Origin of the sequence: Micromonospora sp. CPCC 205558, from assembly GCF_036902955.1 — a bacterium.
Classification (GTDB): Bacteria; Actinomycetota; Actinomycetes; order Mycobacteriales; family Micromonosporaceae; genus Micromonospora.
The window spans coordinates 75,596-96,940 of sequence record NZ_JBAKHR010000016.1 but is presented as its reverse complement, the minus strand read 5'-3'; the positions used below and the strand labels follow the sequence as shown (position 1 = coordinate 96,940).

Here is a 21,345-nt window from a genome sequence, read left to right as displayed (position 1 = left end):
GCCCGGTTGCCCGGCGGTGTCGGCCCGGGAACTCCTCGCGCCGGTCAGGGGCCGGTCAAGGGCCGGCGACCACCGGCGGCGTGCCGACGAGATCCAGCCGGTCACCGAGGATCACCGCGCTGGCGCGCACGAGCTGGGTGAGCCGATCCACCTCGGTGCTGTGGAACGCCGCGGCGGAGAGGGTCTCGCTGCGCTCGCGGGCCACCACCAGCACCAGGCCCGCCCGGCCGAACGGGGTGATCGCGTGGTGGGTGCCGTCGGGCGTGGTCATCGACCGACCGCGCAGCGGAGTCACCTCCGGCAACCGCAGGGGGACCGGGGCGCGCCAGCTCGCGTGCCCCACGGTCGCCCCGCCACCGCCGGTGCGCGAGGCCCAGTCGACCGGCACCACAGCCGCCACGGCCCAGTCGGCGGCCAGCAGCCCCGGCACCGCGTCGACCAGGGTCGCCAGCCCGTCGGCCGGGTTGGCAGCGACCTGGGCCAACAGCTCCGCGTCCTGTCCGGTGGTGGTGGGCGCGCCGATCGCCCGCCACACACCGTCCACCCGCACCCCCGGTATCGCCGCGAGGCCAGCCAGCAGCCGCTCCACCCGCGCCGCGCCCGGCCAGACGACAGTGAAATCGTCCACCGCCCGCCCGCCGAGCCGTTCGAGGACCACCACCTGGACGATGTCCGCCCCGGAGACGCCCAACGTGCGGGCGACCTGGCCGAGGGTGCCCGGACGGTCCGGCAGGGTGACCCGAACTCGCAGCAACATGTCTGTCCCTCCGCTCGGCGGGCCGGCTGAAGAGCCGCCGGCAGGCTGTTCCCAGCCTGGTCGTTGACCATTTCGTCCCTGTTGCAGGGGCATGTCCCGAGGGGAAATTCCGACCTTGACAACGTGAGCGGGCTGCCATCAACTAGTCGGATGAGTGATCCGGCCGTCGATGCGCCACGGCCGGGGGCCGTCTCCACCTCCCCGGCGGGGCTGGCCCTGGACCGGCTCGCCGACCATCTGGCGCAGCACCGGCCCGAGCTGGCAGTCGGGCCGCTACATGCTCAGCTGATCGCGGGCGGCAAGTCCAACCTCACCTACCTGCTGCGCCTCGGCGACCGCGAGGTCGTGCTGCGCCGACCCCCGCTGGGGCACGTGCTGGCAACCGCGCACGACATGGCCCGCGAGTTCCGGGTCATCTCGGCGCTGGCCTCGACCGCGGTGCCGGTGCCCGGCGCGCTGCTGCTCTGCACCGACCCCGACGTGATCGGCGCCCCGTTCTACCTGATGGAACGGATGCCCGGCGAGGTGTTCCGCACCCGCGCGCAGACCGACCCGCTGGGCGACGAGCGCCGTCGTGCCCTCGCCATGGCGATGATGGACACGCTCGCCGCGCTGCACAACGTCGAGCCGTCCACCGTCGGGTTGGCCGACTTCGGCCGCCCCGAGGGCTACCTCGCCCGGCAGGTGCGCCGCTGGGCCGGGCAGCTCGACCGCTCCCGCAGCCGCCCACTGCCCGGCATCGACGAGCTGCGTGACCTGCTCGCGGCGACCGCCCCGGAAGGCGCGAACGCCGGCCGGATCGTGCACGGCGACTATCGGCTGGACAACCTCCTCGCCTCGGCCGACCCGGTCGCCGTGCACGCGGTGCTCGACTGGGAGATGGCCACCCTCGGCGACCCCCTCGCCGACCTGGGGCTGCTGCTGACGTACTGGGACGTGCTCGGCGGCAGCGACACCGCCGCGGGCAACCCCGTCGCCGACGGGCTCGGCCCGCGCGCCGGCTTCCCCACCGGCAGCGAACTGATCGACAGGTACGCCGGGCGCAGCGATGTCGACGTCGGGCCACTGCACTGGCACGTGGCGTTGGGCTGTTTCAAACTCGCGGTCATCTGCGAGGGCATCCACTACCGCCACACGCTCGGGCAGACGCTCGGCGAGGGCTTCGACCGGATCGGCGAGATGGTGGCACCGCTGGTCACGCACGGGCTGAGCGCCGCCAGGGAGCGGTGATGGACTTTTCATACGATGCCCGGACCGAGGAGCTGCGCGACGAGCTGACCCGGTTCCTGACCGAGCACGTCTACCCGGCCGAGGCCGTGCACGCCGAGCAGGTGGCCGCCGGAGACCCGTGGTCGCGTACCCCGGTGTTGGCCGAGTTGAAGGCGGAGGCCCGCAAGCGTGGCCTGTGGAACCTGTTCCTGCCCGACCCGCGCTACGGAGCCGGCCTGACCAACCTTCAGTACGCCCCCCTGGCCGAGCTCACCGGGCGCAGCCCGCACCTCGCGCCGGAGGCGGTCAACTGCGCGGCACCGGACACCGGCAACATGGAGTTGCTGGCCGAGTTCGGCTCGGAGGCGCAGCAGCAGCGCTGGCTGATGCCGCTGCTCGAAGGTGAGATCCGCTCGGCGTTCTGCATGACCGAGCCGGACGTCGCGTCCTCCGACGCCACCAACATCGCCACCCGGATCACGCGCGACGGCGACGAGTACGTGATCAACGGGCGGAAGTGGTGGTCGTCCGGTGCCATGGACCCGCGCTGCGAGATCTTCATCGTGATGGGCAAGACCGACCCCACCGCGGACCGGCACCGCCAGCAGAGCATGGTGTTGGTCCCCCGCGACACCCCCGGGGTGACCGTGCGCCGAGGCATGACCGTCTTCGGCTACACCGACGGTTCGCACGGCGGGCACGCCGAGATCGACTTCACCGACGTCCGGGTGCCCGCGGAGAATCTGATCGGCGCCGAGGGCACCGGCTTCGCCATCGCCCAGGCCCGGCTGGGTCCGGGCCGGATCCACCACTGCATGCGATTGATCGGAATGGCTGAGCGGGCATTGGAGCTGCTCTGCAAGCGGGCGCTCGGGCGGATCGCGTTCGGTCGACCGCTGGCCGAGCAGGGCGTGGTCCGGGAGTGGATCGCCGAGTCCCGGGTCCGCATCGAGCAGGCCCGGCTACTGGTGCTCAAGACGGCCTGGCTGATGGACACCGTCGGCAACAAGGGCGCGCACACCGAGATCCAAGCCATCAAGATCGGCACGCCGGCGATGGCGGAGTGGGTGATCGACAAGGCCATTCAGGCGTACGGCGGCGCCGGCGTCAGCCAGGACACGCCACTGGCCGCCCTCTGGGCGCAGACCCGCACCCTGCGCCTCGCCGACGGCCCCGACGAGGTGCACCGCAACTCCCTCGCCAAGCGCGAACTCCGCCGCTGGGCCCCCTGACGCCCTAGTCGATCATGAAGTTATTGCCACCCGCCGCGGCGTGTCGTGGCAATAACTTCATGATCGACGGGGTCGGGGTGGGGTTGGGGTTGGGGGTTAGGGGGTTAGGCGGAGGCTCGGTGGACTAACTGGGTGTCCAGGAGGATGTGGGAGGCGGGTAGCTCCTCGCCTCGGATCCGGGCCACCAGCAGGCGGGCCATCTGCCGGCCCATCTCCTCCACCGGCTGGAAGACCGTGGTCAACGGCGGCTCCGCCCGCAGGGCGATCGTCGCGTCGTCGAAGCCGATCACCGCGACGTCCTGTGGCACCCGCCGGCCGGCCTCGCGCAGCGTCCGCAACGCGCCGAACGCCATCAGGTCGGAGGCGACGAAGACCGCGTCCAGGTCCGGGCAGGCGTCCAGCAGCCGACGCATGGCGGCCGCCCCGCTGCCCTCGCTGAAGTCGCCGTACGCGATCAGGTCGGGGTTGACACCGGCCCCGGTGGCCTTGACCGCCTCGGTGTAGCCGGTCAACCGCGCCAGGCCGACGCCCATGTCCTGCGTTCCGGCGATGGTGGCGATACGTCGCCGCCCCTGCCTCGCCAGGTACTCCACCGCCTGCCGGGCCCCGCCAACGTTGTCCACATCGACAAACCAGGCCGGTTGGGCGCCGGGTTGCAGCATGCGGGCGGGCCGACCGCCGAGCACGGCGGGCAGGCCGCGCTCCTCCAGCAGCGTCGGCAGCGGGTCGGAGTCGTGCAACGACAGCAGCAGTACGCCGTCGACGTGCTGGTTGGTGAGGTGGTGCTCGACCCGCTCCCGCTCCACCGGCGACTGTGCCATGGCCAACCAGAGCTGCATCGGCGTCTCCAGCAGCCCGGAGCTGATCCCCCGCACGATCGCGGCGAAGAACGGCTCGGTGAAGACCCGCTCGCCGGATTCGGACACCACCAGCGCGACGGAGTCGGTCCGCTGGGTGACGAGCGCACGGGCGGCCCGGTTCGGCACGTACCCCAGCTCTGCGATCGCCTGTTGGACCGCGGCCCGGGCCTCCGGGCTGACCTGGGGCGAGCCGTTGACCACGCGGGAAACCGTGCCCCGACCGACGCCGGCACGCGCCGCGACCGCGTCGAGGGTCGGGCGCCCGAGCGACCGGGTGCGCTGCGTTGTCATCGTCTGCTCCTCCGACGGCGGGCGGACCCGGCGCCACCTACGGGAGGTGGACGCCGGGGCCGTCCTGATGGCTGGCCCGAGCCTATTGTGCGGCCAGACCGTTGCGCCGGATCACCGAGGCGTACCACTTGGCGCTGGACTTGGGGGTGCGGACCTGGCTGTCATAGTCGACGTGGATCATGCCGAACCGCTTGGTGTAACCCCAGGCCCACTCGAAATTATCCATCAACGACCAGGCAAAGTATCCCCGCAGGGGCACTCCGGCCTCGATCGCCTCGTGGGCGGCGCGCAGGTGGGCGTCGAAGTAGGCCAGCCGGTCGACGTCGTCGACCTGCCCGTCGACCACCGAGTCGACGAACGCGGAACCGTTTTCCGTGACGTACAAGGGCAGGTCGGTGTAGCCGTGCACCCGACGCAGCGTCTCGGTCAGGCCCGGGGCGTCGATCTCCCAGCCCATGTCGGTCACCGGGACGCCACGGGTGACGAACCGGACGTCCTCGCTGCCCGGCCAGCACGACGGGGCCGTGTCGGCCTCGACGCCCTCGACCGGTGCGGCGACCACGTGCCGGCTGTAGTAGTTGACCCCCACCAGGTCCAGCGGCGTGGAGATGGTCGCCAGGTCGCCGTCACGCACGTGGTCGAAATCGGTCACCGTGCTGAGGTCGGCCACCAGGTCCTCCGGGTACGACCCACGCAACAGCGGGTCCAGGAAGAACCGGTTGGCCAACCCGTCGATCCGCCGGGCGGCATCCCGGTCGGCGGCGGTGTCGCTGGCCGGGTCGACCGGGTAGAGGTTGACTGTCACGCCCACCTCGACGCCCGGCCGGGCGGCCCGCAGCGCCTGCACGGCCAGGCCGTGACCGAGCATCAGGTGGTGTCCGGCGCGCACCGCGTCCGCTCCGTTGGTGCGACCGGGCGCGTGCACACCCGAGCCGTAACCGAGGAACGCGGAGCACCACGGCTCATTCAGCGTCGTCCAGTAGCGCACCCGGTCACCGAGCGCGTCGGCCATCAGGGTCGTGTAGTCGGCGAACCGGGCCGCGGTGTCCCGGGCCGGCCAGCCACCGGCATCTTCCAGCGGCTGCGGCAGATCCCAGTGGTAGAGGGTCAGCCACGGCTCGATGCCGTTGGCCAGCAACTCGTCGACCAGTCGGCGGTAGAAGTCCAACCCCTGCGGGTTGGCCGCACCGGTGCCGCCGGGCTGCACCCGGGACCAGGAGACCGAGAAACGGTACGACTTCAGGCCCAGCTCGGCCATCAGCGCGACGTCCTCGCCGAGGCGGTGGTAGTGGTCGCACGCCACGTCCCCGGTGTGCCCGGCGACGACCCGGCCCTCGGTGTGGCTGAAGGTGTCCCAGATCGACGGGGCGCGGCCGTCCTCGGCCGCCGCCCCCTCGATCTGGTACGCCGCCGTCGCGGCCCCCCAGAGGAATCCTGGTGGAAAGGTCAGCCCGGGGCGCTCGTCGAGGACGTCGACGGCGGGTGGGCTGGCGGGGTTGCTCACGACTTGACGGCACCTTCCATGATCCCGCCGATGATCTGGCGGCCGAACACGAGAAAGACGAGCACGAGGGGGATGGTGCCGACCGCCGTGGCGGCGAACACCTGTGAGTAGTCGGTGTAGTAGGCGTACGAGAGGAAGGAGAGCGAGACCTGCAGGGTCGGGTTCTCCGGGGTGAGGATGGCGTACGGCCAGAGGAACGAGTTCCAGGTTTCCATGAAGGTCAGCAGACCGAGGACGCCGGCGGCGGGACGCAGCGCGGGAAGCACGATGCTCCAGTAGATCCGGAACGTGCTCGCCCCGTCGACGCGACCGGCCTCGATCAGCTCGTCGGAGATCGCCTGACTGGCGTACTGCCGCATCATGAACACGCCGAAGGCGCTGGCCAGGAACGGCACGGTGACCGCGTAGAGGGTGTCGTCCCAATTGAGGTCCACCATCATGCCCCAGAGCGGGATGATGCCCATCTGGGTCGGGATCATCAAGGTGACGATGATCGCCAGCAGAAGGGCGTTGCTGCCCCGGAACCGCAGTTTGGCGAAGGCGAACCCGGCCAGCGAACCGGTGAGCACCACCGACAGGGTGACCACCGAGGAGACGATGATCGAGTTCACCATGCCGGTGAGGAAGTTGGCGGCGTCGTTGTCGAGGACCCGCCCGAAGTTGTCGCCGAACGCTCCGGCGGGCGTTATCGGTGGCGGCACGTCGTTGATGTTGTCCAGGCTGCGAGTGCCGATCACCACCATGTAGTAGAACGGGTAGATCGACAACAGTGCCGCCAGGACAAGCGCCACGTAGGTCAGCGGACTGGTGCGCCACAGGCGCTGGGAAGCCGAGATCATCGCTCTCTCCTCACTTCGCCGAGCGGCGGACGAGTAGGAAGTTGATCAGCGACACCACGACAATGATCATGAAGATCGCCCAGGCGACCGCGGCTCCGTAGCCGGCGGTGTTCAGGTTCTCGATGCCCATCTCGTACATGTACATGGCCAGCGTCTGGAACTCCCGCTGGTTGCCGCCGAGGATGTTGCCGTTGGCGAAGAGCAGCGGCTCGGTGAAGAGCTGCATGCCGCCGATCGTGGACAGGATGACCACGAAGATGAAGGTGGGCTTCAGCATCGGCAGGGTGATCTGCCAGAACTGCCGCCACGGGCTCGCGCCGTCGATCTCCGCGGCCTCGTAGAGGTCCTTCGGGATGGCCTGCATGCCGGCGAGCAGGATCAGGGTGTTGTACCCGGTCCACCGCCAGTTGACCATTGAGGAGATGGCGAACCAGGAGCTCCACCGCTGCCCGTCCCAGTCGACCGGGTCGACCCCGACGAGGCTGAGCAGCCAGTTGAACAAGCCGAACTCCCGCTGGAACAACATCCCGAAGACGATCGCGACCGCGGCCACCGACACCACGTTCGGCATGAAGATGGCCATCCGGAAGAAGGTCTTGGCACGCAGGAAGGTCCGGTTGAGCAGGTTCGCCAGGAAGAGGGCGAGCAACAGCTGCGGGATGGTCGACAGCACGAAGATGCCGACCGTGTTGTAGAGCGCGTTCCAGAAGTACTCGTCGGACACCAGCCGGGTGTAGTTGTCGAAGCCGATGAACGAGTGCTCGCCGATCATGTCCCAGTCGTGCAGCGACATCCAGGCGGTACGCAGCATCGGGTACAACCCGAAAATTCCGAAGATCAGGAAGAACGGTGCGATGTAGAGGTACGGCGAGTACTTGACGTCGAGACGGTTGAGTAACCTGCCCCGGTTGCGTCGGGAAGAGACGCCGGGGGAAGGCGGTGCTGCTGGCGACGGTGGTGCCGTCGTGGCCGACAGGCTCATGCGAATTTCCTTTTCCGGCGAGGCCCGGGGGCCCTCGCGCAGGGCGCTACGCGGAGGGGACCGGCCGGTGGCGTCCGGGAAATCCCGGACGCCACCGACAGGGAATCACTCAGAAGGCACCCTGAGTCTTGGCGTCCTTCGTGAACTGCTCCCAGGCCTTGTCCTTGCTGGCCTGCCCGTTCTCGAACGCCCGCATTGCCGGCTCGAACGCGTTCTCCTTCACCGCCTGGTGCCTCGGGCCCAGGTGGGTCGGCTGGATCTTGGCGACGCTCTCACCGAAGATCTTGCCGGTCGGCGCGTTGCTGAAGTACTCGTTGGTGTAGCCGAGGAACGCCTCGTTCTTCAGCGCCTCCAGGTTGGTGGGCAGCGGGCCCTTGAGCTTGAAGGCCTCCACCTGGCTCTTGGCGTTGGTGAGGTACTCGGCGAGCTTCGCCGCCTCCTTCGGGTACTTGCTCTGCTCCGGAACCGCGAGCCACGAGCCGCCCCAGTTACCGCCGCCGCCCGGCACGGCCGCGACATCCCACTTGCCCTTGTTGGCCGGGCCCGAGTTGTCGGAGACGATGCCGAGCATCCAGGACGGGCAGAAGGTCGCCGCGAAGGTGCCCTGCTTGAAGCCACCGGACCACTCCGGCGACCAGGTCTGCGCCTTGGCGGAGATGTCCACCATCGAGGTGGCGGTGTCCCAGGCGTTCTTCACCGCGGGGCTGGTGTCCGCGATGATGTTGTTCTCCTTGTCGTAGAACAGGTCACCGTTGCCCTGGAACATCACACCGTTGGAGACGGCGGTGATCGAGTCGATGAACGCCTTGCCGGTGGCCTGCTTGTACTTCAGGCCGGCGTCGTGGAAGCCCTTCCAGTCCGGCCAGAGCGCCGACACCTGGTCGCGCTCGGTGGGCAGGCCGGCAGCCTGGAACAGGTCCTTGCGGTAGCAGACGGCGAGGCTGCCGACGTCGGTCGGCAGGCCGATCAGCCGACCGTCGGGCGCCTTGCCCAACTCCCACTTCCAGGGCAGGTATTCCTTGGAGTGGTCGGCGATCAGCGGGTTGAGGTCGGCCCAGTTGCGCGGGTTGGCCTTGAACTCGTTGAGGATGCCCTCTTCCAGGGCAATGACGTCCGCCGCGCCCTTGCCAGTGGCCAGGTAGCGGACCAGCTTCGGCCGGTACTCACCGAGCTGCGCGGTCTTGCGCAGCTCGACCTTGATGCCGGTGTCCTTCTCGTACTGCTTGACGAGCTCGTCGTAGCCGAACTCGCTGAAGGTGTCGACGACCAGCTTGGTCGGCTTCTCGCCGGCTGCCGGCTTGTCGTCGTCGTTGCCGCAGGCCGCGAGACCGCCGATTGCGGTGATCGCAGCCAGGGCAGCGGCCGCCAGGCGGGTACGCCGCGTGGTGACACTCATGCGCTGACCCCTCTTTCCGGTGGTGAGGCTGGGTGGTTGTGGTGGGGGGTGCCCGTCGCGCCAGGCCGGGGTCCGTGAGTGAGCCACGCCACCTCCGGGAGCGCTCCCATGAGATTGCCGGCGGGTAACGGGAGTGTCAATAGGGCGTTGGGAGCGTTCCCAGATCGTTACCGCTGATCACTCGGGTAACAGCCGCCCCAGGCCGCACCCCCGCCCCAGGGTGATCAAGAAGTTTCGGTCAGAAAACGAGGCCCAGCTGACGCAAACCTCTTGATCGACAACGCTCGGTCCGGGTGGGGGGTGGGGGGTGGGGGGCGGGTCAGCAGAAGCGGCGGAGGAGGGTGGTTGCGCGGGTGGGGTCGAAGCGGGACGGGTCGAAGGTGGGACCCGCCCAGTCGCGCAGCATCGCGTGACGGGGGCTGACCAGGTCGCCGGCTGCGGTCTGGTCGTCCAGGGCCTCCAGCAGCGCCTGGTAACCCAACGGCCCGCCGACACCCTCCGGCGGGCAGGCCCGCTCGCCGGCCAGGCAGACCGGGTACCGCTCGTCGGGGTCGGCGGTCAACGCGTCCTCCACGACCAGGTCGTGCTCCCACCAGTCGCCGAAGTCGTACGTGTAGGAGAACCGGCTGCCCTTGCCGAGCACCGCGTCGAGCCGCACGTCCAGCTCGTCGTGCAGCGCCAACTCCCCGTCCGGGTCGGGGTCGCCGTACTGCACCGCGTCGATCTCGAACGAGTGCAGGTGGCAGTCTCGCCAACCCATCGCGTGCTGCACCACCCGGTGCAGCCGGTCCAGCGTGTAGCCGGCCGGCACGAGCACCCGACGCCACACCGGCGGGCGGGTCCCGGCGAGGGACATCTTCACCTGGAAGATCTGACGCGGCATGCTGTCCTGTCCTCCCGCGGCTTAGGCTGCGAGCATGATCTGCCGAGCGTGCCGGGCCCGGCGACACGACGACTGCCCGGGCCGGAACTGGTGCGACTGCCAGCACCGTACCGCCGAACCCACCCCTCCGGTCACCGGTCCGGCCGGCGAATGACCGTCGGAATTCCGATCCGACGGCTCTGGCCCGAGCCGTCGACGCAGCCGCTCGACGACGCTGCGCTGACCGCTCTCTACGGCCGCGCCGACCAGCCCCGACTGCGGGTGAACTTCGTGACCAGCCTGGACGGCGCGGTCACCGTGGACGGCTACTCCGCCGGGCTCTCCGGCGAGCCGGACAAGCGGGTGTTCGGCCTGCTGCGGATGGCCTGCGACGCGCTGGTGGTGGCCGCCGGCACGCTGCGTCACGAGGGGTACCGGGCGGTCCGCCTCGACGAACGCCGCCGCGCCTGGCGTCGGTCCAACGGACTGGCCGAATACCCGACGCTGGTGGTCGTCTCCGGATCGCTCGACCTGGACCCGGCGCAGGCCGCCTTCGCCGACGCGCCGACCCGCCCGATCGTGCTCACCCACGCCGCCGCCGACCCGCCGCCCGGGCTGACCGACGTCGCCGACGTGCTGCGCTGCGGCACCGATCGGGTCGACCTGGCCGCCGGCCTCGCCGAGCTGCACGGACGCGGGCTGACCCAACTGCTCTGCGAGGGCGGCCCACACCTGTTCGGCGCGCTCACGGCCGCCGACCTGGTGGACGAGTTGTGCCTCACCGTCTCGCCGCTGCTGGCGGGCCCCGGCCCCGGCCGGATCACCGCCGGCGACATCACCGCGCCCCGGCATCTGCCGCTGCGGCACGTGCTCGCCACCGAGGACGGCGTCCTCCTGCTCCGCCACGCCCGCCAGTAGGTCGGTTGGCTCCGGCCGCAGCGAGGCCCGGATCGGCTCAGTCCGTGAGCACCGCCCCGGGAGCCCACGGGATCCGGTAGCGCTGACCGCTCGCGGTGCTCGCCCAGACCTGCACCTCGTCGTACGGCTCGGCGGCGACCACCTCCGCCACCGCGCCGCGCGGCGCCGGGCCGAGCAGGTGCGGCACGCCGGCGGCGACAACCTCGACGGTACGCCCCGGCGGCGCCTGGACCAGGACGTAGAGCCGGCCGCCGGTGCGCCGGGCCACGGCCACGCCCAGCCCGCTGCCGGTGGCTCGGACTGCCGCACAGGCCGCGTCACCGTCGACGCAGGCCAGGTCGTACGAGAGGTAGTCGGTCAGCCGGCGCGGATCTCCCCCGTCCGGGGCGGTCCAGACCTCCGCCGCCCGCCCCCCGGCGGCCCGCTCCTCGCCGCGTGGCTCCCGTTCGATCAGCACGAGCGTCTCCGCTCCGGTACGGCCGACGGCAACCACCTGCGCCTGCGTCACGGGTCGACCGTCAGGATCGACGATCCCGGTCGGCACGTCGACAACCGCACTCGGCCCGATGCCGCCGGCCTCGCCGTCACCACGGCCGACGGGCCCCAGGTGCGGAAACAGCAGCGCCCCCACGGCGACCGCCACCGCCACCGTGCCGCCCGACAGCAGCAGACGTCGGCGACGCCGCGCCCGGCTGCCCGTGATGACCCGGCGGGCGAAATCAGGCGGCAACTCCACCGTTGCGACAGCATGGTCGAGGAGGCCGGCCACCTCGTGGTCACGCATGGTTCTCCTCCGCGAGGTCGAGGTCGAGTGGGGTGACACCGGCGGATTCCAGTCGGGCCCGCAGACGGTGCAGCCCACGGGAGGCCTGGCTCTTCACCGAGCCCACGGAACAGTCCAGTTCGGCGGCGGCCTCCGCCTCGGAGAAACCAAGCCAGTACCGGAGCACCACCGTTGCCCGCATCCGCGGCGGAAGCTCCCGCAGCGCCGCCAGCAGCAACTCCCGGTCGTCGACCCGGGTCATCTCATCCTGTTGCAATATCGCGTCCGGAAGGCCGGCGGTCCGACGTCGGTTCCATGGTGAACGCAACCGGCTGACCAGCCGGTTGGTCATCGCGCGACGCAGATAGGCCTCCGGCTGCCGCTGCCGGACCGCGTGCCAGCGGGGGTACGCCCGCTCCAGCACCTCCTGCAGCAGGTCCTCGGCGTCCGCCCGCTGCCCCGTGATCAGAACGGCGAAGCGGAGCAGTCGCGGGCCGCTCGTCGCCACGAAGGCGCCGAAGTCGTCATTCATGCGTGCTCCATGCCTAGATAACGCGACCAACGCCTCGGTAGTTGAGTCCCGGACTCGCGCGGTGCCCGACACCGCTCCCGCCCACCTGGTGCGCTCGGTTGAGCACCCAGCGTCATGAGTGTGACGGGGCATGGTGTCCTCCGCCGCGTCGCGTGGCGACCTGTCGTACTCCTCGGGCAGGATGCACTGCATGCGCGCCGACCGTGATGCCCGAGCGACCCGGGTCGCCCGATGACCGACGCCGACCTCGACAGCCCTGGCGAGGCGGTCGGCCGGGTGCTGGGCACCGCCGACGCCACCCCGCTGCAGTTCTGGACGGCCGTCGCCCCGGGCAGTTACCTCCAGCTCGACGACGTGGTTGTCACCCGGCGGGAGCTGCCGGACCGGGAGCCGGTGACGATCGCCGGGGTGGTCACCCAGGTCCGCGCCCGGCACGAGGGCGCCCAGTTCGAGTCCGACGTGTTCGCCATCGCCGACGGCACGCTGCCCGCGCAGGTGCAGGAGGCGGCCGAGGTGACCACTACCCGGGTCGACCCCGAGCTGTACGTGCCGCCGACCCCGGGCGCGGTGGTGCACCGGGCCGAGGGTGACGCCCGGGCGCGAGCGCTGCACTTCGACCGGATGGAGCGGCGCATCCCGATGGGCATGGGCCGCGACGGCGTGCCGGTCTACCTCAACGCCGACTTCCTCGACGGCAGTCGGGGCGCGCACGTCTCCATCTCCGGCATCTCCGGGGTGGCCACCAAGACCAGCTTCGCCACCTTCCTGCTCTACTCGGTTTTCCGCTCCGGGGTGCTGGGCGGCGACGCGGTCAACGCCAAGGCGCTGATCTTCAACGTCAAGGGCGAGGATCTGCTCTTCCTCGACCACCCCAACACCCGGCTCGACGAGCCCACCCGCGCGGCGTACGCGAAGCTCGGGTTGAGCGCCGGCGCCTTTCCCGACGTGCGGGTGTACGCCCCGCCCCGGGTCGGCGACGCGGCCGGCACGCCGGACGTGAGCAGCCGGCTCACCGGCGTCGACAGCTTCTACTGGACGCTGAGCGAGTTCTGCACCGACCGCCTGCTTCCGTACGTCTTCGCCGACGCCGACGACGAGCGCCAGCAGTACACGATGGTGGTGCACTCGGTCGCCGCGCACCTGGCCCGCTACGCCCAGCCGGCCGACGGCGGGGTGAGCATCGACGGGGTCCGGCTCGGTTCCTACGGCGACCTGGTCGACCACATCGTCGACCAGCTCAACGACGACGAGACCCGCTCCGACTGGGCGGGCAGCGCGGTGGGTCTGGGCACGGTCAACGCGTTCGCCCGGCGGTTGATCGGCAGTAAGAAGGACCTGGCCCGGCTGATCCGCGGTGACCTCGCGGCCCGCCGCCCGCACTCGATCAACACCAGCGAGTCGGCGCAGGTGACAGTGGTCGACCTGCACAACCTGCCCGACCGGGCGCAGCGGTTCGTGGTCGGTGTGACGCTGAAAAGCGAGTTCGAGCGCAAGGAAAAGTCCGGCACCGCCAAGCCGCTGCTCTTCGTCGTCCTCGACGAGCTCAACAAGTACGCCCCCCGCGAGGGCTCCTCCCCCATCAAGGAGGTGCTGCTCGACATCGCCGAGCGGGGCCGTTCGCTCGGGGTGATCCTGATCGGCGCTCAGCAGACGGCGAGCGAGGTGGAGCGGCGGATCGTCACCAACTCGGCGATCCGGGTGGTCGGCCGGCTCGACCCGGCCGAGGCGTCCCGCCCGGAATATGGCTTCCTGCCGCCGGCGCAGCGCCAGCGGGCGTTGCTGGCCAAGCCGGGCACCATGTTCGTCAACCAGCCGGACATTCCGGTGCCGCTCTGCCTGGAGTTCCCGTTCCCGGCCTGGGCGACCCGGGTCTCCGAGGCGGGCCGGGCACCATCGGAGACGCTGCGCTCGATCACCCAGTCCGCCGACCCGTTCGCCGTGGTGGGCTCCGGTGGCGGCGGCACCGACGACGACATCCCGTTCTAGCTGGGGGCGAGCACAGCCATGAAGATCCTGCACACCTCCGACTGGCACGTGGGAAAGGTGCTCAAGGGGCAGTCCCGGGCCGACGAGCACAAGGCCGTGCTGGCCGGGGTGATCGACATCGCCCGTGCCGAGCAGCCGGATCTGGTGATCGTCGCCGGTGACCTCTACGACACCGCCGCGCCCAGCTCGGAGGCCACCCGCCTGGTCACCAGGGCGTTGACGGCGCTGCGGCGGACCGGCGCGGACGTGGTGGCGATCGGCGGCAACCACGACAACGGTCCGGCGCTGGACGCGCTGCGACCGTGGGCCGACGCCGCCGGCATCACCCTGCGCGGCGGGGTGCGGGAAAACCCGGACGAGCACATCATCGACGGCACCACAGCCGGTGGCGAGCGGTGGCGGTTGGCCGCGTTGCCGTTCCTGTCCCAGCGGTACGCGGTGCGCGCCTTGGAGATGTACGAGCTGACCGCCGCGGAAACCAACCAGACGTACGCCGACCACCTGGGCCGGGTGCTGGGGCGACTGACCGAGGGGTTCACCGAACCGGACCGGGTGCACCTGGTCACCGCGCACCTGACGGTGACCGGCGCGGCCACCGGTGGTGGCGAGCGCGACGCGCACACCGTGTTGGGGTACGCCGTTCCGGCCACCGTCTTCCCGGCCACCGCGCACTACGTGGCGCTGGGTCACCTGCACCGGGCGCAGCGGGTCGCCGGCCCCTGCCCGGTGCGGTACAGCGGCAGTCCGCTCGCTGTCGACTTCGGTGAGCAGGAGAACATCCCGTCGGTGACGATTGTCGAGGTGACGGCCAGCACCGCGGCCCGGGTGCGGGAGGTGCCGGTGACGGCGGCGAGCGCGCTGCGGACGGTGCGGGGCACCCTGGCCCAGCTCGCCGAGATCGAGGCACCGGACGCGTGGTTGCGGGTGTATGTGCGGGAGCAGCCCCGCGCCGGCCTGCGCGAGGAGGTCCAGGAGCTGCTCCCCCGGGCCCTGGAGATCCGGATCGACCCGGAGTTGTTGGCCGCGCCGGGCAGTGGCGCCCGCATCGCCCAGCGGTCGGGGCGTTCGCCCCGGGAGTTGTTCGCCGACTACCTGGACAGCCGTGGCCACGCCGACGAGGGTGTCCGGGAGCTCTTCGACGAGCTCTTCGAGGAGGTCGAGCACTGATGCGTCCGATGCGGTTGGACATGGCCGGGTTCACGGTCTTCCGGGACGAGACCACAATCGACTTCACCGACGCCGACTTCTTCGCGCTGATCGGCCCGACCGGGTCGGGTAAGTCCACGGTGCTGGACGCGATCTGCTTCGCCCTGTATGGCATGGTGCCCCGCTGGGGCGGGGCCCGGGGGCTGGCGAACGCGCTCGCGCCGTCGGCGACCGAGGCGCGGGTGCGGTTGGTCTTCGAGTCCGGCGGCGCCCGGTACGTGGCGACCCGGGTGGTCCGCCGGGACGGCCGGGGCAACGTGAAGACCGCGAACGCCGGGTTGCAGCTGATGCCGGCCGGCTTCGACGTGACCAAACTGGACACCGGGTTGAGCCCGGACGACCTCGGCGAGGTGGTGGCCGGCACCCCAGCCGAGATGGAGCAGGCGGTCCTGGAGGCGGTCGGGCTGCCGTACGAGCAGTTCACCAGCTGTGTGGTGCTGCCGCAGGGGCAGTTCGCCGACTTCCTGCACGCCAAGCCGGCGACCCGGCAACAGATCCTGGTCAACCTGCTGGGCCTCGGCGTCTACGAGGACGTACAGAAGAAGGCGACGGCCCGCGCCGCGCAGGCGGAGGCCCGGCTGGAGGCGGTCGACCAGGTGCTCGCCGGGCTGACCGGCGTGGACGACGAGGCGTTGGCCGAGGTCGATGCCCGGGTCGACCGGATGGCCGAGCTGGCGGCCGCGGTGGCCGAGGCGGTGCCGGAGCTGGCGGCGGCCCGGGTCGCCGCACGGGAGGCGGCGGAGGCGCTGACCGCCCTGGACGACGAGCTGACCGTGCTGACCGGGGTGCGGGCGCCGGGTGGGGTGACCGCTGTCGCTCGCGCGGTCACCGCGGCGCGGGCCGAGGCCGAAACGGCCGCGACCGGGGTGTCGCTGGCCGAGGAGCGGGAGGAGAAGCTGCGCGGCGAGCTGGCCGGTGCCGGTGACGAGAGCGCGTTGCGACTGCTGCTGCGGGCGTACGACGATCGGGACCGGCTCTCCGGCGAGGCCGACACGGTCCGCGCGGCGGTGCGCACGGCGAACGACGAGCACACCGCGGCGGTGGCGGCCCTGGCCGCCGCACGCGCGGTCGCCGAGCGGGCCGACGCCGAGCTGGAGGCGGCCTTCCGGGCGCACGAGGAGGCGAAGGCCACCGATCTGGCGGTGAGCCTGCGGGTGCATCTGCATGCCGGCGCGGCGTGCCCGGTGTGCGAGCAGCCGGTGGCCGAGGTGCCGGCGGTGCCGGCCGATTCGGCGGTGGCGGCCGCGACGGCGGCCGGCAAGGCCGCGCGGGCCGCGACCAAGGCCGCGCAGGCGACGGTGCAGGAGCGGGACACGGCGGCGCGTGAGCTGGAGCGGCTGCTGGTGCAGGCGCGCGCCCGGCAGGAGCAGCTGGAGGCCCGGCTGGCCGAGCTGGACGGGCAGCTCTCCGGGGCGGCCGAGCCGGCCGTGCTGCGCCGGGAGTTGGCCGAGCACGCCCGGTTGCGGCGCGCGCTGGAGGAGGCGGCGACGGCGGTCCGGGCCGGCCGCGAGACCGCTCGCCAGGCCCGGGCCGCTGTGGATGCCGCCGAGGAGCGGTTGCGGGCGGCGTGGCGGGCCTTCGACACCGCCCGGGACGGGTTGGCCCGGTTCGGCCCGCCGGCCACCGACCGGGACGACGTGGCCGCCGCGTGGGCGACGCTGACCGACTGGGCGACCAACGAGGCGGACCGTCGCCGCGCCGACCGGGCCGGTCGGGCCGCCGCCGTGGCAGCGGCCGAGTCGGTGGCCGACGGGGTGCAACGGGCCATCGCGGCCATCTTCGCCGACGCCGACGTGCCGGTCGGGGACGACCCGGTGCACGCGGCGACGGTGGCGGTGGAGCGGGCCGACGCCGACCGGCGGCGGCTGCACGAGCGCCGCGAGCAGGCCGGTGCGTTGCGCGAGCAGCGGGCGGGGCACGAGCGGGAGGCGCAGGTGGCGCGCGCGCTCGCCGGGCACCTGCGGGCCAACAACTTCGAGCGGTGGTTGCTGGCCGAGGCGTTGGACCTGCTGGTCGACGGTGCGTCGGGGATTCTGCGGGAGTTGTCCTCCGGGCAGTACGAGTTGGTGCACGACAAGGGCGAGTTCGTCGTGGTCGACCACCACGACGCGGGGCTGCGCCGGGGTGTGCGCACCCTCTCCGGCGGTGAGACGTTCCAGGCGTCGCTGGCGCTGGCGTTGGCGCTCTCCGAACAGTTGGCCGGGATGTCCACCACGGCGGCGAGCCTGGAGTCGATCGTCCTGGACGAGGGTTTCGGCACGCTCGACGCCGCCACCCTGGACACGGTGGCGGCGACCCTGGAAAACCTGGCGGCCCGGGGCGATCGGATGGTCGGTGTGGTCACCCACGTGCCGGCGTTGGCCGAGCGGATCCCGGTCCGCTTCGAGGTGCGCAAGGACGCCCGGTCGGCCCGCGTGGAGCGGACCGGCCGGTGAGCGACGCCGCGTTCTTCGTGGATTCGTGGGATCCGGCGTACGGGGCGTCGTTCGAGGCGTCCGCCGCCGGGCCGGCCGCGCCGAGCAGCGCCCAGGTCGACGCGGACGTGGAGTTGCCCGCCGTGGACTGGCGGGCGATCGGGGTACGCCCCGGGGTCCGGGCACCCGACGTCGTGTTGCTTGTCGACGGGGTACGCCGGATCGACGCGAGCATCTGGACGGCCGAGACCGACGGCGGGTCGTTCCCCGGGCTGGCCGCCTCGTACGCGGCCGGGGTGGTCCGGTGTGACCTGGGCCGGGGCGCGGCGCAACTGGCGGGCACCCGGGTCGGTCGGGGCCTGTTCACCGCCAGCCCGTCGGCGCAGGATGTGGTGGCGGGCGCGATCCGTTACCCGGTGCACCGGGTGGGTGGCACCGGTGAGCTGGCGAAGCTGCCGGCCGCCGTGCAGGGTCCGCTGACCGCGTTGGAGGTGGCGGTGTCCGACTCGGCCCGGGTCGACGGTGACCTGTTGGTGGTGGACGGCCCGTTGCGCAGTCGTCGGCAGTTGCCGCGCACCCTGGGCTACATCAAGACGCAGCACAGCCAGTACCTGGATGCCCGGCTGACCGCCGTGGTGACCGGGATGGCGTCGGGTGAGCGGTCCCCGGTGTTCCGGCTCGGCACCGCCTGGGGTGGTTGGTCGTGGTATTTGCGGCTGCCGGTGGCGATCGGCGCGCCGTGGGCGGGCATCGTGCGGGTGGAGTGCTCCGCCGACCTGCCGGTCGAGGCGGCGATCGAGCTGGCCGACCTGTCGCTGGTCACCCTGCCACGTTTCGCGTCCACCCCGTACAAGGATCCTCGGGCCCCACAGAACCTGATCCCGATCGCCGGCCTGGAGCGCCGACTGCGGGCCCTGCTCGGTGATTCCCGGCTGCTGCACCGCGCGTTGACCGCTGCGGCCCGCGCGGCCCGTTGAGCGCGGATACTGGTTCCGGTGGGGCGTAAACGGGCTGGTGACCGGGTGGTCGAGCAGGTCGACACCGGGCTGGCGGAGCTGGTGCCGGATCCGGATCGAGCCGGCTCGTGGACGCTGCTGTTGGACGGCGCGCCGCAGTCACACGTCGACCTGACCGACCCCACTCACCTGGAGTTCGAGTACGTGCGTCGGCTGGCTGCCGCCGTGGATCTGATCGCGCCGGCCGGTGAGCCGCTGCGGGTGCTGCATCTCGGTGGCGGCGCCCTGACCCTGCCCCGGTACGTCTCCGTCACCCGACCCGGGTCGACCCAGCGGGTGTCCGAGGTGGACGGCGCGTTGGTGGAATTGGTCCGTCGGGCATTGCCGTTGCCGTCCGACCCCCGGCTGCGGGTCCGGGTGCAGGATGCGCGGGCGGTGCTGGCGTCCACCCGGGAGGCCAGCTACGACGTGGTGGTCGCCGACGTGTTCTCCGGTGCGCGCACACCGGCCCACCTCACGTCGCTGGAGTACGCGGCCGAGGTGGCCCGGGTGCTCCGTCCCGCCGGTTGGTACCTGGCGAACCTGGCCGACGGCCCGCCGTTGCGGCACGCCCGTGGGCAGGTCGCCACGGTCCGTTCGGTGCTGCCGCAGGCCTGTCTGGTCGGGGACGCGGCGGTGCTGCGCGGGCGCCGGTACGGGAATCTGGTGCTGGTGGCCGGGCGGTCCACCCCGCCGGTGCCGGAGCTGACCAGACGCGCCGCCGGCGACTGGTTCCCCGGCCGGGTGGTGGCCGGCGACGAGCTGGACCGCTTTGCCGGTGGCGCGCAGGTCGTTCGGGACGCCGACGCGACGGGCTCTGATCCGCCACCGCCGGGGCTGTTCTCGGTGCGCCGCTGATCGTCCGCTCATCGGCGGCGCAGAAGTTTTTTTCGCCGTTTGTTGATCCGCTGGGGCCGGTGCTGCGTACCACCGGGCGGCCCGCCTCGTGGGCTGGCGTTGGTCACGGAGATCCCGGAGGTCTGCATGCACGCGGTGGCGGCCGGTTGGCATGGCGACGCGGTACGCGCTGACTGGTTGTCGGCTCGACCCTCGTCACGGTCAACCTCGTCTGCCCGGGGGGTCGACGCACGCGCGACGCCTCGCCAGAATGGTCCGGTGACGCCGCGACCGGCGCCCGGGCGCCATCAGGCGACGTCAACCGAGGCCAGCCACTCCGACCAGTTGATCCGTCAGCTCTACGCCGAGCATGCCGGCCCGTTGCTGATGTTCGTCATGCGCCTCACCGGGGGGGACCGGCAGCGCGCGGAGGACATCGTCCAGGAGACGCTGCTGCGGGCCTGGCGCAACGCGCACCGCCTGGGCACTCAGGGGCAGGGGTCGTTGCGGCCGTGGTTGGTCACGGTGGCCCGCCGCATCGCCATCGACGAGCATCGCAGCCAGGAGGCCCGGCCGCCGGAGACGTACGACCGGGACCTGACCGCGTTCGCCGAGGCGGACAGCACCGACCGGGTGCTGCGCACCATGACGGTGGCGGACGCGCTGCGTACGCTGAGTCAGTCACACCGGGAGATTCTGATCTCGACGTACTTCCGGGGGCGGACGGTGCCGGAGGCCGCCGAGGAGTTGGGCCTGCCCCTCGGCACCGCCAAGTCGAGGGTCTACTACGCGCTGCGCGCGCTGCGCACGGCTCTGCAGGAGCGGGGGGTGACAGAATGAGCCGGCCGGACCACATGGACGTCGCGGCGTACGCGCTCGGTGTGCTCGACGAGCAGGACACTGAGCGGTTCGAGGAGCATCTCGCCACCTGCTGGGCGTGCGCGGCCGAGCTGGAGACGATGGTGCCGGTGGTCGGGCTGCTCTCCGACATCGACGGCGAGACGATGATGGCGCTGGAGCAGACGGCGACGGACCCGGCCCTGCTGGACCGGACGCTCGGCGCGGTCCGGGCAGACCGGCGGCGTACCCGGTTTCGTCAGATGCTCGCGACGGCCGCCGCGGTGGTGGTCTTCGGCGGTCTGACCGGGTACGGCTTCGTCAGCGTGACCGGCAACGGGCAGCCGTCGGGGGTGCTTGCCGAGGCGACGCCGAGCGCGCCCAACGACCCGCCGACGAGCGTGCCGACGGCCGCGCCGAGCGGCCCGGGTGTGGGTGGCACCGAGGTGGAGGGCGACCAGGTCGAGGCGACCGACCCGACCACCGGTGTGCAGACCACCATGTTCCTGGTGACCAAGGACTACGGCACCCGGATCAATTTCAGCCTGCGGAAGCTGCCCGGCCCGCGTATCTGCCGACTGGTGGTGGTGCGCAAGAACGCCAGCACCGAGGTCATCTCGACCTGGTCGGTGCCGGATGGCGGTTATGGCACCAACACCCGGCCGCAGGGTCTGGAGTTGAGTGCCTCGACGTCGGCGCTGCCGAAGGACATCAAGCAGCTCCAGGTGCAGTCGGTGGATGCCGACGGCGTGGCGAGTCCGCTGGTCACCATACCCATGTAGGCGCGCCCACCGCATCGGCGCCGGTCATTGCCATAATGACCGGCGCCGATCTGTTGTTGCGGGAGCCACCCCCCTCGCGGGGGCGTACGCATCGCGGCCGGCAACGGTTCAATCGGTTGACGTGAAATTGACCACTGTTACTG

The 21,345-nt window shown here is 71.5% G+C and carries 19 protein-coding genes; 10 read left to right on the top strand and 9 right to left on the bottom strand.

What is annotated here, in order from left to right:
- Positions 1-55 precede the first annotated feature (55 nt).
- Positions 56-757 (bottom strand): amino acid-binding protein, encoded by a 702-nt coding sequence (locus V6U86_RS19360; RefSeq protein WP_334505221.1) that lies wholly within the window; start codon positions 755-757, stop codon positions 56-58.
- Between the two features lie 150 nt (positions 758-907).
- On the opposite strand from V6U86_RS19360, the gene V6U86_RS19355 reads away from it, so the two are divergent.
- A complete protein-coding gene (locus V6U86_RS19355; RefSeq protein WP_334505219.1) occupies positions 908-1,987 on the top strand; it encodes a phosphotransferase family protein in 1,080 nt (359 codons plus the stop codon).
- Positions 1,987-3,198: an acyl-CoA dehydrogenase family protein gene (locus V6U86_RS19350; protein WP_334505217.1), complete on the top strand. Its 1,212-nt coding sequence runs from the start codon at positions 1,987-1,989 to the stop codon at positions 3,196-3,198. The genes V6U86_RS19355 and V6U86_RS19350 overlap by 1 nt, the downstream gene beginning before the upstream one ends.
- 104 nt (positions 3,199-3,302) lie before the next feature.
- On the opposite strand, the gene V6U86_RS19345 is transcribed toward V6U86_RS19350, so the two are convergent.
- The 6 genes from V6U86_RS19345 to V6U86_RS19320 all read right to left on the bottom strand — a co-directional run bounded on the left by V6U86_RS19345 (position 3,303) and on the right by V6U86_RS19320 (position 9,953).
- On the bottom strand, positions 3,303-4,349 hold the full coding sequence (locus V6U86_RS19345; protein WP_238671913.1) for a LacI family DNA-binding transcriptional regulator: 1,047 nt from the start codon (positions 4,347-4,349) through the stop codon (positions 3,303-3,305).
- A gap of 82 nt (positions 4,350-4,431) precedes the next feature.
- Complete coding sequence (locus tag V6U86_RS19340; protein ID WP_334505216.1) at positions 4,432-5,853, bottom strand: GH1 family beta-glucosidase; 1,422 nt, start codon at positions 5,851-5,853, stop codon at positions 4,432-4,434.
- Positions 5,850-6,692, bottom strand: coding sequence for a carbohydrate ABC transporter permease (locus V6U86_RS19335; RefSeq protein ID WP_334505215.1), 843 nt, complete (start codon positions 6,690-6,692; stop codon positions 5,850-5,852). The genes V6U86_RS19340 and V6U86_RS19335 overlap by 4 nt, the downstream gene beginning before the upstream one ends.
- Positions 6,693-6,702: 10 nt before the next feature.
- Positions 6,703-7,674 (bottom strand): carbohydrate ABC transporter permease, encoded by a 972-nt coding sequence (locus V6U86_RS19330; RefSeq protein ID WP_334505214.1) that lies wholly within the window; start codon positions 7,672-7,674, stop codon positions 6,703-6,705.
- Positions 7,675-7,783: 109 nt separating this feature from the next.
- Positions 7,784-9,070: an ABC transporter substrate-binding protein gene (locus V6U86_RS19325; RefSeq protein WP_334505213.1), complete on the bottom strand. Its 1,287-nt coding sequence runs from the start codon at positions 9,068-9,070 to the stop codon at positions 7,784-7,786.
- Positions 9,071-9,389: 319 nt separating this feature from the next.
- Positions 9,390-9,953 (bottom strand): plasmid pRiA4b ORF-3 family protein, encoded by a 564-nt coding sequence (locus V6U86_RS19320; protein ID WP_334505212.1) that lies wholly within the window; start codon positions 9,951-9,953, stop codon positions 9,390-9,392.
- Positions 9,954-10,103: 150 nt separating this feature from the next.
- On the opposite strand from V6U86_RS19320, the gene V6U86_RS19315 reads away from it, so the two are divergent.
- The gene (locus tag V6U86_RS19315; RefSeq protein ID WP_334505211.1) at positions 10,104-10,850 is read left to right on the top strand and encodes a pyrimidine reductase family protein; all 747 of its coding nucleotides are present in this window, start codon (positions 10,104-10,106) and stop codon (positions 10,848-10,850) included.
- Between the two features lie 37 nt (positions 10,851-10,887).
- Here the strand turns inward: V6U86_RS19315 and V6U86_RS19310 are convergent, their stop codons facing one another.
- Together V6U86_RS19310 and V6U86_RS19305 are read right to left on the bottom strand one after the other, a co-directional pair.
- A complete protein-coding gene (locus tag V6U86_RS19310) occupies positions 10,888-11,634 on the bottom strand; it encodes a hypothetical protein (protein WP_334505210.1) in 747 nt (248 codons plus the stop codon).
- A complete protein-coding gene (locus V6U86_RS19305) occupies positions 11,627-12,145 on the bottom strand; it encodes a SigE family RNA polymerase sigma factor (RefSeq protein WP_334505209.1) in 519 nt (172 codons plus the stop codon). Before V6U86_RS19305 ends, V6U86_RS19310 begins: the two co-directional genes overlap by 8 nt.
- A 231-nt stretch (positions 12,146-12,376) precedes the next feature.
- Between V6U86_RS19305 and V6U86_RS19300 the strand changes: the two genes are divergently transcribed.
- From V6U86_RS19300 to V6U86_RS19270, 7 genes are all read left to right on the top strand, one after another.
- The gene (locus tag V6U86_RS19300; protein ID WP_334505208.1) at positions 12,377-14,131 is read left to right on the top strand and encodes an ATP-binding protein; all 1,755 of its coding nucleotides are present in this window, start codon (positions 12,377-12,379) and stop codon (positions 14,129-14,131) included.
- Between the two features lie 18 nt (positions 14,132-14,149).
- Positions 14,150-15,298: an exonuclease SbcCD subunit D gene (locus V6U86_RS19295; RefSeq protein WP_334505207.1), complete on the top strand. Its 1,149-nt coding sequence runs from the start codon at positions 14,150-14,152 to the stop codon at positions 15,296-15,298.
- Positions 15,298-17,772 (top strand): SMC family ATPase, encoded by a 2,475-nt coding sequence (locus V6U86_RS19290; RefSeq protein ID WP_334505206.1) that lies wholly within the window; start codon positions 15,298-15,300, stop codon positions 17,770-17,772. The genes V6U86_RS19295 and V6U86_RS19290 overlap by 1 nt, the downstream gene beginning before the upstream one ends.
- A complete protein-coding gene (locus V6U86_RS19285; RefSeq protein WP_334505204.1) occupies positions 17,769-18,728 on the top strand; it encodes a hypothetical protein in 960 nt (319 codons plus the stop codon). Before V6U86_RS19290 ends, V6U86_RS19285 begins: the two co-directional genes overlap by 4 nt.
- An 18-nt stretch (positions 18,729-18,746) precedes the next feature.
- Positions 18,747-19,604 (top strand): spermidine synthase, encoded by an 858-nt coding sequence (locus tag V6U86_RS19280; protein WP_334505203.1) that lies wholly within the window; start codon positions 18,747-18,749, stop codon positions 19,602-19,604.
- Positions 19,605-19,730: 126 nt separating this feature from the next.
- Complete coding sequence (locus tag V6U86_RS19275) at positions 19,731-20,423, top strand: sigma-70 family RNA polymerase sigma factor (protein ID WP_124773096.1); 693 nt, start codon at positions 19,731-19,733, stop codon at positions 20,421-20,423.
- Positions 20,420-21,202 (top strand): anti-sigma factor family protein, encoded by a 783-nt coding sequence (locus V6U86_RS19270; protein WP_334505202.1) that lies wholly within the window; start codon positions 20,420-20,422, stop codon positions 21,200-21,202. The genes V6U86_RS19275 and V6U86_RS19270 overlap by 4 nt, the downstream gene beginning before the upstream one ends.
- Positions 21,203-21,345: the final 143 nt, after the last annotated feature.

Coding starts and splice junctions, on each gene's coding strand:
- V6U86_RS19270 (WP_334505202.1), top strand. CDS start 20,420: ATGAGCCGGCCGGACCACATGGACGTCGCGGCGTACGCGCTCGGTGTG.
- V6U86_RS19325 (WP_334505213.1), bottom strand. CDS start 9,070: ATGAGTGTCACCACGCGGCGTACCCGCCTGGCGGCCGCTGCCCTGGCT.
- V6U86_RS19295 (WP_334505207.1), top strand. CDS start 14,150: ATGAAGATCCTGCACACCTCCGACTGGCACGTGGGAAAGGTGCTCAAG.
- V6U86_RS19300 (WP_334505208.1), top strand. CDS start 12,377: ATGACCGACGCCGACCTCGACAGCCCTGGCGAGGCGGTCGGCCGGGTG.
- V6U86_RS19330 (WP_334505214.1), bottom strand. CDS start 7,674: ATGAGCCTGTCGGCCACGACGGCACCACCGTCGCCAGCAGCACCGCCT.
- V6U86_RS19355 (WP_334505219.1), top strand. CDS start 908: ATGAGTGATCCGGCCGTCGATGCGCCACGGCCGGGGGCCGTCTCCACC.
- V6U86_RS19335 (WP_334505215.1), bottom strand. CDS start 6,692: ATGATCTCGGCTTCCCAGCGCCTGTGGCGCACCAGTCCGCTGACCTAC.
- V6U86_RS19310 (WP_334505210.1), bottom strand. CDS start 11,634: ATGCGTGACCACGAGGTGGCCGGCCTCCTCGACCATGCTGTCGCAACG.
- V6U86_RS19290 (WP_334505206.1), top strand. CDS start 15,298: ATGCGTCCGATGCGGTTGGACATGGCCGGGTTCACGGTCTTCCGGGAC.
- V6U86_RS19345 (WP_238671913.1), bottom strand. CDS start 4,349: ATGACAACGCAGCGCACCCGGTCGCTCGGGCGCCCGACCCTCGACGCG.
- V6U86_RS19275 (WP_124773096.1), top strand. CDS start 19,731: ATGCACGCGGTGGCGGCCGGTTGGCATGGCGACGCGGTACGCGCTGAC.
- V6U86_RS19350 (WP_334505217.1), top strand. CDS start 1,987: ATGGACTTTTCATACGATGCCCGGACCGAGGAGCTGCGCGACGAGCTG.
- V6U86_RS19320 (WP_334505212.1), bottom strand. CDS start 9,953: ATGCCGCGTCAGATCTTCCAGGTGAAGATGTCCCTCGCCGGGACCCGC.
- V6U86_RS19305 (WP_334505209.1), bottom strand. CDS start 12,145: ATGAATGACGACTTCGGCGCCTTCGTGGCGACGAGCGGCCCGCGACTG.
- V6U86_RS19360 (WP_334505221.1), bottom strand. CDS start 757: ATGTTGCTGCGAGTTCGGGTCACCCTGCCGGACCGTCCGGGCACCCTC.
- V6U86_RS19315 (WP_334505211.1), top strand. CDS start 10,104: ATGACCGTCGGAATTCCGATCCGACGGCTCTGGCCCGAGCCGTCGACG.